Annotated in this window: 11 protein-coding genes and 1 pseudogene; 6 read left to right on the top strand and 6 right to left on the bottom strand. The window is 42.6% G+C overall.

Annotation, left to right across the window (positions count from 1 at the left end):
- Positions 1-534: pseudogene (locus tag PR761_RS11625) on the bottom strand (signal recognition particle-docking protein FtsY); the annotation flags it as partial.
- Positions 535-750: 216 nt separating this feature from the next.
- Between PR761_RS11625 and rsmD the strand changes: the two are divergent.
- Both rsmD and PR761_RS11615 read left to right on the top strand, forming a co-directional pair.
- Positions 751-1,332: a 16S rRNA (guanine(966)-N(2))-methyltransferase gene (rsmD, locus tag PR761_RS11620; protein WP_006814297.1), complete on the top strand. Its 582-nt coding sequence runs from the start codon at positions 751-753 to the stop codon at positions 1,330-1,332.
- An 8-nt stretch (positions 1,333-1,340) separates the two neighbouring features.
- On the top strand, positions 1,341-1,631 hold the full coding sequence (locus tag PR761_RS11615; protein ID WP_006814298.1) for a DUF1145 family protein: 291 nt from the start codon (positions 1,341-1,343) through the stop codon (positions 1,629-1,631).
- 3 nt (positions 1,632-1,634) lie between these two features.
- On the opposite strand, the gene PR761_RS11610 is transcribed toward PR761_RS11615, so the two are convergent.
- A complete protein-coding gene (locus tag PR761_RS11610; RefSeq protein WP_006814299.1) occupies positions 1,635-1,988 on the bottom strand; it encodes a DUF2500 domain-containing protein in 354 nt (117 codons plus the stop codon).
- 160 nt (positions 1,989-2,148) lie between these two features.
- On the opposite strand from PR761_RS11610, the gene PR761_RS11605 reads away from it, so the two are divergent.
- From PR761_RS11605 to PR761_RS11595, 3 genes are all read left to right on the top strand, one after another.
- Positions 2,149-2,778: a lysoplasmalogenase gene (locus PR761_RS11605; RefSeq protein WP_006814300.1), complete on the top strand. Its 630-nt coding sequence runs from the start codon at positions 2,149-2,151 to the stop codon at positions 2,776-2,778.
- A gap of 141 nt (positions 2,779-2,919) precedes the next feature.
- Complete coding sequence (locus PR761_RS11600; RefSeq protein WP_039854777.1) at positions 2,920-5,256, top strand: zinc/cadmium/mercury/lead-transporting ATPase; 2,337 nt, start codon at positions 2,920-2,922, stop codon at positions 5,254-5,256.
- A 195-nt stretch (positions 5,257-5,451) separates the two neighbouring features.
- Positions 5,452-6,366, top strand: a complete 915-nt coding sequence (locus tag PR761_RS11595; RefSeq protein ID WP_112837367.1) for an Rpn family recombination-promoting nuclease/putative transposase — start codon at positions 5,452-5,454, stop codon at positions 6,364-6,366.
- A gap of 311 nt (positions 6,367-6,677) precedes the next feature.
- Here PR761_RS11595 and tusA read toward each other — a convergent pair whose 3' ends face one another.
- A complete protein-coding gene (gene tusA / locus PR761_RS11590) occupies positions 6,678-6,932 on the bottom strand; it encodes a sulfurtransferase TusA (RefSeq protein WP_006814305.1) in 255 nt (84 codons plus the stop codon).
- A 167-nt stretch (positions 6,933-7,099) separates the two neighbouring features.
- On the opposite strand from tusA, the gene PR761_RS11585 reads away from it, so the two are divergent.
- A complete protein-coding gene (locus tag PR761_RS11585) occupies positions 7,100-7,768 on the top strand; it encodes a 7-cyano-7-deazaguanine/7-aminomethyl-7-deazaguanine transporter (protein ID WP_039854962.1) in 669 nt (222 codons plus the stop codon).
- Positions 7,769-7,864: 96 nt separating this feature from the next.
- On the opposite strand, the gene glpC is transcribed toward PR761_RS11585, so the two are convergent.
- Genes glpC through glpA form a run of 3 tightly spaced genes read right to left on the bottom strand, consistent with a single transcriptional unit; the run spans position 7,865 to position 11,998 of the window.
- Entirely contained in the window at positions 7,865-9,061 is a 1,197-nt protein-coding gene (gene glpC, locus PR761_RS11580; protein WP_006814307.1) for an anaerobic glycerol-3-phosphate dehydrogenase subunit GlpC, read from the bottom strand.
- Positions 9,058-10,353, bottom strand: coding sequence for a glycerol-3-phosphate dehydrogenase subunit GlpB (glpB, locus tag PR761_RS11575; RefSeq protein ID WP_006814308.1), 1,296 nt, complete (start codon positions 10,351-10,353; stop codon positions 9,058-9,060). The genes glpC and glpB overlap by 4 nt, the downstream gene beginning before the upstream one ends.
- Positions 10,343-11,998: an anaerobic glycerol-3-phosphate dehydrogenase subunit A gene (glpA, locus tag PR761_RS11570; RefSeq protein ID WP_006814309.1), complete on the bottom strand. Its 1,656-nt coding sequence runs from the start codon at positions 11,996-11,998 to the stop codon at positions 10,343-10,345. The genes glpB and glpA overlap by 11 nt, the downstream gene beginning before the upstream one ends.
- Positions 11,999-12,412: the final 414 nt, after the last annotated feature.

The raw sequence follows: 12,412 nt of genomic DNA, 5'->3' as shown, positions 1-12,412 counted from the left end.
AGCTTGATATTCTTGCTCAGCCTTTTCTTCTGCAGCTTTGATTGCCGCTAATTCAGCTTGATGCTGACGCTGAGCATCTTCTTCCGCCGCTTTGATTGCTGCTTGCTCAATTTGATTTTGGCGCTCAGTCTCTTCTTCAGCTCGACGTAATGCTTCTGCTTCTAAGGCATCTCTTGCGGCTTTTTCTGCTGCAACACGCGCCTCTTCCGCCGATTGTCGCTCTTGCTCAGATTTTTCCGCCGCAATCTGCAATGCTTCAATTTGAGCTTTACGCTGGCGTTCAGCTTCTTCAGCTGCTGCGGTTATTGCAGCTTGCTCAGCTTGATATTGACGCTCTGCTTCATCTTCTGCCGCTTTAATCGCATCTTGCTCAGCTTGATGCTGACGTTCGATTTCTACATCGATAGCATCTTGATGTTCAACCTCTTGGGTTACATCATTTTTTTGCTCTAGTTCCTGCTGTTGAGTTTCTTCTTCATTTTTACGACCAAAACCCAGCCATGAGAAAAAGCCTTTTTTCTTATCTTTAGCCATCTGCCACTACACTCCTCGCGGTAAAAACATGGCGTTTAAAAATTAAATCGCAATAAAATTACATGCAGTCTATCATTTCATCGCGCGGCAACACATATCTGAAAGAAAAATCATGACAATTTATTCTTATTTTATGTTAAAACCGTGAAAATGAAGCGCTACAATAGCCCCCATTAATTTATACATTTCTCAATGAGCTAAGCAACAATACATATTATGGCAAAAAAACCACAAACAGCCTCTTTAGGGCAAATTCGTGTGATTGGTGGTAAATGGCGAGGGCGAAAACTGCCTGTACGCGATAGTGAGGGCTTACGTCCCACCACGGATAGAATCAAAGAAACTCTTTTTAATTGGTTGATGCCAGTGATCCGTGATGCCCGCTGTCTCGATTGTTTTGCGGGGAGTGGCTCTTTAGGATTTGAAGCCTTATCGCGTTTTGCCAACCATGTAACATTTATTGAATTAGAGAAATCAAATGCTCAGCTTTTAAATGAAAATAAAGACCGTTTACAAGCCGATAACGCAACAGTAATTAACAGTAACAGCCTCAGCTTTTTAAGCCAGAATGGAACCCCCTATGATGTGGTTTTCATCGACCCACCATTTCGTAAAGGGCTACTCAGTGAAACTGTTCAATTACTCGAAAAAAACCAATGGCTAGCGGATGAGAGCTGGATTTATGTTGAGTCAGAAGCGGAGTTACCACTTACTGACATTCCTGCCAATTGGCAGCTACATCGTGAAAAAGTTGCAGGCCAAGTGGCTTACCGTCTTTTTATTCGTCACGTAATTTAGGGGAAAAAATGCTGATTAATATTGGGCGTTTATTGATGATTTGTGTTTGGGGTTTTATGGTATTTAATTTGATTCACCCATTCCCTAAGCCATTGAAATATTTTATGGATATAGCGATGGTGTTTATGATTTTCATGCATGCATTGCAAACTATTTTTCTCAAAGCAAGTCTACCGAAAGATCAGAAACTCACGGGGGCACAGCAGACTAAAATCTTCTTCTTTGGTGTATTTGAGATGCTTGCGATGCATAAAAAAACCAAAGCTGCATTAGATGCAGCTAAAGCCAAAAAGAAATAAACGTTACTCTGACGGTTCAAAGCGGATAAACCGAGTACCCTGCATGTAGAGTTTGCCTTTAGCACCAAGTTCTACATCTCGGTACTGTTGTTCACTCACAATCACTTTCATTACCTCCCCTGAAGAGAGGGGCTGAAAGTAGATTTCATAGCGAAAAGTTTCAGGCGATACTACATCCCGCTCTCGAGATCGCATATTCGGATACGGATAATCTTTTTTATCTTTAACGTGGACTAAGTAGCCAACCGTTAATGCGTTATCGTTAATCTCATTCTGCTTTTTTTGGTCAAAAAAGCGTTTGGTCGCAAACACTGCGATAATGGCTAAAACAATAATTAAAAGAATTGGCTTATTCATAATTTATATATTTCGCTTAGAATTGCTGTAAGTATAACCCCTGTCTGGTTTAAATTGCAGATGAAACTCAGACAATTTTACTTCACCCGTGTATAGTTTATTTATTCAGCTAAAATAGCGGTATAATCTTTTTTTTCCAGAAATTTATAAGGATATGTGTATGATTAGTTGGCCATTCCTCGCAGTCTTATTTTCTGGTTGGTTGTATGTTGATGCAGCTTACCGCGGTCCTGAGTGGCAACGTTGGTTGTTCCGCCCAATTACCTTATTGCTTTTATTATTCTGGGGATGGAGCTCTGACGACTTAAATATTCAAACCTATCTTATCTTAGGCGCTCTGTTGATTTCCTTGGTTGCTGACCTTTCAAGGATGCTTTCAAGTGAGCGCTTACTTGCATCTTTGGGTCTGATGTTTTTGAGCTATTTGGTTTATGCCATTAGCTTTGGAATGCAATTTAATTTTGGCCTATATCTCCCTTGGCTAATCGTACCGTTGGCGATAGCTGCGGTGACATTGGTCTTGATTTGGGGAAAACTAGATAACCTACAGCCTATCGTTTTTGCATCACTGATTATGAGTATGATTATGGCTTGGGTCGCAGGTGACCAATATTTCGGTCTGGCGCGCGAGTTTAACTTCTCAATCATGGTAGGCGCCAGCATGCTATTTATTTCTCATTGCATCTGGTTAATTGCGCATTTCCGCTTCCCATTCAAGGCATCAAAAGCAGTAATCGCGGCCTTCTATTTCCTTGGACAATTCTTTATTATCCGCGCAATTTATTTATAACTCGCTTTTCGCCAATTGATAAAAAGTGCTATTTGAGAATTTTATCAATTGGCGCCTGCCTTTTTATTTGACTCTGGAGTCAACTCCAAAGTGTAGACTTAACCATAATAAAGAAACGGGTTAGGATAAAAGGGGGCGCATATGCACTCACACTCTCATAAAGATACACATAATCATACAACCTCTTGTTGCTCAGGAGGTCAGTCTTGCTCATCAGCAACCACTGAAACGAATACAAATATTAGTCATGACTCACAAGCTCATGAACATCATCATGAGGATGAAAAAAATCATGATGATGAAGATAGTGCTCATCATCATACTCACTGCTGTAGCTCATCATCCGCAGCAAATGATGATATCGAACCCACTCAAACTAGTAAAAAGCGTTTTAGTTGGATTATTCGGGGTATGGACTGCCCGAGTTGTGCAGCAAAAATAGAAACTGCCGTATCGCAAATTCGCGAAGTATCTCAAGCTAAGGTTTTATTTACGACAGAAAAATTAGTCGTTGATGCAGATAGCGATATCAGTGCAGCGGTACGCACAACTGTGGAAGCTGCTGGCTATGAACTCCATGATGTAGGGAGTAATAACGCATCATCTGTTCAACCTCAAAGCTTACTCAGCGAAGCTAAACCCGTCATTATTCTCGCCATATTAATGGCCCTAAGCTGGGGATTAGAATTTGTTAATCCACAATTAGGTAATATTGCATTTATTCTAACCACTTTATTTGGGTTATACCCCATTGCCCGTAAATCGCTGCGTTTAATGCGTACCGGTTCACCGTTTGCTATTGAAACATTAATGACTGTTGCCGCTGTCGGTGCCATTTTTATTCAAGCAACTGAAGAAGCTGCAATGGTGATTTTACTGTTTATGCTCGGTGAGATGCTGGAAGCCTATTCCGCAGGTCGAGCTAGACGTGGTGTTAGTGCCTTAATGGCGTTGGTACCCGAAGATGCCATACTCATTAAGAATGGACAAAAAACCACTGTCCCTGTCGCCCAACTCCGTCCCGGTGATGTAATTGAAATCGCGCCTGGGGGTAGATTACCCACTGATGCTGTGCTGGTTTCCGGATTTGCCAGTTTCGATGAAAGTGCATTAACCGGTGAATCGGTGCCCGTAGAACGTAATGCTGGCGAAAAAGTGGCCGCAGGATGTTTATCCGTCGATAAAGCCGTCCAAATGGAAGTGGTTTCAGAACAAGGGCAAAATGCGATTGACCGAATTCTGCAATTAATTGAAGAAGCAGAAGAACGTCGTGCGCCAATTGAGCGCTTTATTGACCGCTTTAGCCGGATTTATACCCCAATCATCATGCTAATTTCAGCACTCGTGATTGTGATCCCGCCGGTATTCTTTAGCGCACCTTGGGAAACATGGATCTACCGCGGCTTAACGTTACTGCTCATTGGGTGTCCATGTGCCTTAGTTATTTCGACACCAGCAGCCATAACATCTGCACTGGCTACAGCAACCCGTCGTGGCGCCTTGATTAAAGGCGGTGCAGCATTGGAACAGTTGGGTACCGTTACCACGATTGCACTGGATAAAACGGGTACGCTGACTGAAGGTAAGCCTCATGTTACGGATATCGTCCCTGTTGAGGGTATGACTGAAGATGAGCTAATCCGAATTACGGCATCGGTCGAAGCTGGCTCTCATCACCCATTAGCTAAAGCCGTTATCAATAAAGCTGAAACTTTGTCTATCAAGGTTGAGGAAGCTGAAGAACGTAAAGCATTAGCGGGTAAAGGTGTCGAAGGGCTTCTCAATGGGAAACACATTTTAGTTAGTGCGCCAGCAAGACTCAATCCTCCACTAGAAAATCAGTGGCAACTCAAAGTCGAAGAGTTAGAAGCTCAAGGTAAAACAGTCGTTGTTACGTTGGAAGATAACCGCGTCATTGGTTTAACCGCACTGCAAGATACGCTACGTAACGATGCTATTGATGCCATGACTATGCTGAAAGCGTTGAATGTCAATGCCGTGATGCTAACCGGTGATAACCCTCGTGCAGCCAGTGCCATTGCAGGTCAACTAGGCATGGAATATCGTGCAGGTTTATTGCCTGAAGATAAAGTCACTGCGGTCATGGAACTTAACCGTAACCATAGCACTATGATGGTAGGCGACGGGATCAACGATGCTCCGGCGATGAAAGCCTCGAGTATTGGAGTTGCCATGGGAAGTGGTACCGATGTCGCCCTAGAAACTGCGGATGCAGCATTAACCCATAACCGTCTAACTGGATTGGCTGAGATCATTGCGCTTTCCCGAGCGACTCGCAAAATTATTCGCGAAAATATTGCGATTGCTCTGGGCTTAAAAGGGGTATTTTTAGTCACGAGCTTGCTGGGTATTACCGGTTTATGGGTTGCAGTTTTAGCCGATTCCGGAGCTACAGCCTTAGTCACTGCCAATGCTATCCGCTTGCTTCGAGTTAAGCTGCCAGAAGTGAAAAAATAACCTTTATCTAGATTGATTTATCTACGCCGCAGTTATCTTAATTGCGGCGTTTTTATATAGAAAAAATTAAAATAACCAATTAGAGCAATGAGTTAAACAAATCATTCACTTCGTGAATTTAGGAGTAACTTTTCTCCTGCACACAAAAATATTGAGTAATATCTCGGTCATCGACAACTATTGGTGAGCGAGTTTATGGCAAATCATTTAAGTTCAGCCCCCCATGATGCCGCTTTTAAAGGTTTCATGACTAAACAGAGTAATGCACGCGATTTTTTTGAAATTCATCTACCTGAACATATTAAGCATTTGTGTGATTTTGACACGTTAACACTCATGAACTCCGCTTTTGTTGATAGCAAACTAAGAACACGTTTTTCCGATGTGATTTATTCAGTACAAACAAAAGCAGGTGATAGCTATATATATTTGTTAGTCGAACATCAATCCACACCTGACAAACTCATAAGCTGGCGTTTAATGCACTATGCTTTCCTCGCAATGAATCAGCATTTACAACAAGGGCATAAAGCCTTGCCACTGGTTGTTCCGATACTGTTTTATCACGGAGAAACATCTCCTTATCCATATGTTAGTCCGTGGACACAGTGCTTACCGCACCCTGAAATAGCTCATGAGCTGTATAGCAATCCGTTTCCTTTGGTAGATATCACCGTTGTTGATGATCACGAAATAGTTAGTCATCGCAGAATCGCCGTGATGGAACTCGCAATGAAACATAAAAAGCTGCGAAATAACCACCAAAAAGTCACTGAGTACTTCATCCAAATATTAAACAGCCACTATAATGACAAAAATGATGTGATCACCATATTGAATTACTTATTTATCATCATGGATTCACCTTATTACACCCATATTGTCGAGACGTTAATCAACCAGGCCGAAAACCATCGAGGGCTTATTATGAATATTGCACAACGGTTAAAAAATGAAGGAAAAATAGAAGGAAAAGAAGAAGGAAAAGAAGAAGGAAGAGATGAAACTCTACAAGAAATTGCTTTAAAAAGTTTACAACTTGGTTTAAAGATCGACCTTATCAGCACGCTCACTGGGTTATCAGTCAGTGAAATTCAATCACTTAATTAAACAACAAACTATGTAAGCATCGGAAATAAACAGTCATAAATCTTGCGACACGTTTAAGATATGAAGAATACAAAAAAAATTCTCACAAGAATTTGTAGAAGGATGGTTGAAAGGATGGCAGGAAGAGAGAAAAGAAACACTACAACAGGTTGTATTAAAGAGCTTACAACTTGGCTTAAGCATCGACATTATCAGCACGCTCACAGGTTTATCCTTAGCGGAAATTCAAGTGCTAAGCAACCGACCATTAACAATAATAGCCCCTTGATAAACAAAGAGGCTACCCATCAACCTATATGCCAATCGGGCAATTACAAGCTGCTGGATTTTTTGCGCAATAAATAGCGATACGGCGCATGCTCGGCTTCAACGGCTAGGAGTTCATGCTCCATAAAACGGCAAAAGCCAGGAATATCGCGGGTAGTTGCAGGGTCATCAGCAATAATCAACAACGTATCGCCGTCAGCCATATTACGTACCGTTTTACGCACCAGCATGACAGGCTCAGGACAACGGAGTCCCAATGTATCAAGGGTTTTCGTTGGGTTAGAAAATAAGTCAGACATAATACTGCATTCTCGTTGGGATCAATTTGGTGATTATATCGTAAAATTGATGATATAGGATGAACAGTTTTGATTTTGTTGCGCAACAAGAGTATGATGCGCTCTTCCCGATTTTAGGGATATTTTTCATGGGTTCCCTCACCCCATTGCGACTAAAAAGGTACAATATGTTTACGTTTACTCCGCAGCAAAAAGCCACTGCGTTAATTTGGCTATCGTTATTCCATATTTTAATTATTACATCCAGCAACTACTTGGTGCAGTTACCCATCAATATTTTTGGGTTTCATACCACTTGGGGTGCATTTACCTTTCCCTTTATTTTCCTTGCAACAGATCTCACCGTCAGGATCTATGGGGCACCTTTAGCTCGCCGAATCATTACGGCGGTCATGCTACCTGCACTTCTAATTTCCTATGTGATTTCTGCCTTATTTTTCCAAGGAGAATGGCAAGGTTTTGCTTCTCTCATGATATTCAACGTGTTTGTTGCACGTATTGCCGCTGCAAGTTTTATGGCGTATGTACTTGGACAAATTCTTGATGTGAGTGTGTTTAACCGTCTGCGTCAAAATAAACGTTGGTTTGTCGCTCCAGCTTGCGCCATGTTTTTTGGAAACCTGATTGATACAATCGCATTCTTCTTTATCGCGTTTTATCGCAGCAGCGATCCCTTTATGGCCGCCAATTGGATGGAAATTGCGTTAGTCGATTATGTATTCAAACTGCTCATTTGCATGCTATTTTTCTTGCCTGCTTATGGTGTATTACTGAACGTTATTTTGAAATATTTCTTCGATAGCCACAGTAAAAAACAGTTAGCGACTCAGCACTAGAGACCTAAAAAAGGGAGATAAGCAAAAACTTATCTCCCAAAGGGTTAACTTGATTAATACCTAACAACTTTTCACATCATTCGACACAAAAATTGATTATTCGAGCGCGCGAGCCAGCAATGAAATTGGATGTTCACATTTCTTACTGGTCGACATTTCAATCTGCCATTTACAGGTTTCACAATCGGTGATCACCATATCCGCACCACTCTCTTCGATCTGACGGAATAGTCCTGCACCAATGCCTTGAGATACCTCATAGTTCTCTTTTTTGAACCCGTAGGTACCCGCAATACCGCAACATTGTGAATCTAAAACAATTAACTCTACGCCAGGAACTCGTTTAATCAATTCAAGGGTATACGACGTCCAGCCCATTTTTTCCATATGACAAGGGGTGTGATACACCACTTTCAATGGCGTATGTTTGAGTTTTAGCTCACGGCCTTCTTCCAATAGACGATAAATATAGCGAGTCGCTAGTTCGATATTGTCACGTAATTCTGATGTATCAACATCCAGAACATGAGTATATTCATCGCGAATAGTAAACGTACAAGTTGATGACGTTGCTACCACCGGAATATGTTTCTCAAGGATCGCATCTTGAAGCGACTCTAAGTTAACATTCGCTTGGCGTTTCGCTTGTTTCATAAAACCATTGGCAATCAGTGCCACACCGCAACACTTTTCGCGTTTAAGCAATTGAACACCAATATTCATCCCATTAAAGACTTTAATTAAATCTTTGCCGAGCTGTGGATGGTTATAGTTCACATAGCAACCGTGGAAAAATGCCACTTGCTCTTCAAATTTTGCTTGCTCCGCAGCCTGTTTACCGTACCAGCGACGGAAGGTTCCAAAAGAGTATTTTGGTAGTTCACGACGATGGTCAATTTTGAGCGCTTTATCCAGAATTTGACGAACAGGTTTTAAACCCGTGATGGTATTAATCACCGGTGCAAATGGAGTGGATAGCGTTCCCATAATATCGGTATGGCTCAGGATTGCATCCCGCAATTTTGGTTTCTGCTGGCTATAAGTACTACGTGCACGAGCAATAATATCGCCAATTTTAACATCCGATGGACAAGCCACTTCACAACGCTTGCAGTTGGTACAGAATTTCAGTGCATCGTCATACATCATCGGATCTTTTAAGCGTAAACGCTCACCATCTGGACCCGCTTGCTTAGGACCTGGATATAACGGATTCGCCTTGGCTACTGGACAATATGTGGTACAAACCGTGCATTTTATACAGCTTTCAAAGCTTGCATCATGAATACTCATTGTGCCACCTCCGCCTGCATGGCTTTATCTTGCGCAAATTCATTAACAATTTCATTCGCGGCATATAAACCGCTGATGAGTGATACACCTGCTCCGCAGCCTTGGGTTAGCGGATCAAATCCACCTAATACTGCCCCCGCCACATACAAGTTTTCGATAGTATCACCCTGTTTTTTCCCACGCAGGGTATGGTCGGTTTGTACCCCAAATGCCATATAGGGTTGGGATGCAAAGAATTCTTTATTCGTCCACGTTGATCGCTCTGCGATATCGCAAAGATCTAAGTTCATTAATGGCTCATACACACGGTCAAATTTCGCCACTAATCCATTGTTAAAGAAGCTTCCCGTTGCCAGAACAAAATGTTTAGCTTTCAATGAAATATTACCGTGATTGCGTGTTTGTACCGATTCAATGCGTGACCCCACAAAATTTACGGATGTCACTTTATCACCCGGCATCATCACGCCACCTTGACGACGAAATTGGCGCAATAGCGTTTCGTGTAATCGAATACCTAATAAAGATGGCGGTAATGTTGGCAATAAAAATAGAGGTTTACCGAGTTGCTTCTGTAGCTCCAACATGGGTTCTTCGCTATCTAAGCCAATACAGGCTGGCATAAATACCGTGTCAGCATTAGCCACCAATGGTGCAATTTCTTCCACCATTTGTGCCATGTTTTCAGGTCTATCTAACCACCGAGCGACGTTAATCGCACGAAACTCACTTGGGTTTTCTCTTAAGCGATCTAATAACGGTAAATGGACATAGCAGGCTTCTGCCTCTAACCCTTCACGGTCTAGCTCATCGGCGACCATTTGTGGTTGAAAATCGAGAAAACCCTCAATACCTAGAACCGCAATTTTGCCCAGATTCATTGATTGATGAAGACCCACCGTTGGCACAGATTCAGGGCTTAACCATGTCATTCGCTTATGACCCAATGGCGTCACGCGATAGTGATTTTCTTCCCATGAACCTTTCAAATTTACCCCCGCCTGCTGCAAGGTAGCTTGTGCTAACTGAGCCAACTCAGTCACTTTCGCAGAACCAATAAGGCTATAAGGGTGATTTGGGGCTTGCTGTTTTAATTCATCTAGCATAGAAAGCGGTTTTTCAACCATACGTCCATCAGGTAGATGCGTTAACAAATCCAAGGAACCAGAGGAGAAATGCAATGCGTTTTGCCCTGCACTCACTATCGCGCAAGATAATCCCGATTGCGTTAAATGAATTCCACAGATAAGACCGGCAAGGCCTCCGCCCATCACGACCACATCATATTTCATTATCAGTCTCCTTCTGCGCTTCCTTGCCAAGTGTATTTTCATTCATTCCACATAAACCATGGTACACCCAGCTAGTAAATTCACTTTCTCGTAACGCATCGCCCCAAGCAATCGGTCTCACCCCTTTCCAACGCTCATTCAAGAAGTGCCCCAGTTGCTGTTCTGTCTCGTGTGGTGTGGTGACGTTAAAACGATTGAGTAATCCAGCAGCGCGGCATGCACACAGTTCACCTTGGCAAGTTCCCATACCAACACGAGTACGGCGGCGTAAATCGAGTAAATTGTTCACGGTGAGAGATTCAACCGCATAACGCACTTCTCCAGCGGTGACAGCTTCACATTCGCACACCAGACTTTTATCAAGTCGATTCGCACTCAAGATTGAAGATGCCCGGTCGCCATGACGATAAACGGCAGAGCCTCGAATGGGTGCCGGAATAGAAACCACATTGCGCAGTGCTTCTTCAGCACTGTGTTGAGATCCCGGAAGTGGCGCTTCAGCAGTGGTACATGGCGTCGTTACTCCAAGTTTTTCACACACTTTATTGGTCGCCCATTCAGCCATTAAGCGATAAGTCATTAACTTACCGCCAGTGATGGTAATAAAGCCCTCTAAACTGTCGCGTTTCGCATGGTCAAGTAACACAATACCGCGGCTCACGTTACGACCGGATGGGTCATCATCACTTGCCACGAGTGGGCGAACCCCTGCATAAGCACGCAGGATGCGCGTTGTCGCCAATGCTGGAGATAGCATTGAACCTTCACGAATTAAAATATCCACCTCTTCCGGGGTGACATACATATTATCGATTTGGTCATATTCAATATGTGTGGACGTGGTGCCAATCAAAGAAATAGTATCACCGGGAACAAGAATATCGGCATCGGCAGGCTTACGGCAGCGGTTGATCACCATGTTATTAAGGCGATGGCCTAAAATTAATAACGCCCCTTTTGCTGGGAACATTTTAATTTTCAGATCCGCATATTCGGCAATTTTTTGCCCCCAAATTCCCCCCGCGTTCACCACAATTTGAGCATGAATGTCATATTGCCTTTTGGCTTGATGGTCATAGACTGTCACGCCACGAACCTTATCACCTTGGCGGATCAAACCAATAACTTCATGATAAGTTAATACTTTCGCACCATGTTCCCGTGCATCAAGCATGTTTGCCGCCGTTAAGCGGAAAGGATCCACCGTACCATCAGGTACCCTGACTGCACCAATCAAACGTGGATTCACTGAAGGTTCTAGGCGAATAGCTTCCGCAGGATCAATCGCTTGAGCATCAATACCCGCAGATTGGCAAGCGGTAATAAATTGCTGCTGATACTCAAGGCTATCTTCAGGTAACGTGATAAACAGCCCATCCGTTTTCTCAATACAATGGTGGGCGATACGCTTTAGGATTTTGTTTTCTTCTATACACTCACGCGCTGATTCGCTATCTGTCACTGCATAACGAGCACCACTGTGTAATAGGCCATGGTTGCGCCCCGTTGCACCTGTCGCAATATCATGTCGCTCGAGTAAAATTGTCTTTAATCCACGACGAGCGCAGTCACGAGCGACACCTGCACCTGTTGCGCCACCACCGATAATGATGACATCCGTTTCAGTCACAGATGAGCCATTCATGTCGCATTCCTCACATTAATCAATCTTCACTATCCGATAAGTATAGTTTCTATTTTTATAGTCTATAGTTAATATAAGCTCAAAAATGCAACCGATGTTTGATAAGGAACAAAAACGAAAACTATTAGTCCATTTCGAGCATAAAAAAGCGCGAATTCGTGATTCCTCTCACAAAATAATTTACATTTCTAGTTCCATTCCATTCACAAATCGCATTTACTATGCAGCCAGATAAACAAAAACAATAATTGTGCGTTAGATTACAGATAAAATGTTTTTTAACGATTACCATTGAGCGCAATTAAGAAAATAAAAGCGCTTTATAAAACTCGATTATTTTCGTTTTTGTTACTTCACCAATAATAAACGCTCAACATTTCGACAACAAATGTGAAATGAGGCGTAAATAAATAA

This window comes from Providencia sp. PROV210 (assembly GCF_028479445.1).
GTDB lineage: Bacteria > Pseudomonadota > Gammaproteobacteria > Enterobacterales > Enterobacteriaceae > Providencia > Providencia rustigianii.
The sequence above is the reverse complement of the archived record's forward strand: the minus strand, read 5'-3'. Positions and strand labels throughout refer to the sequence as shown.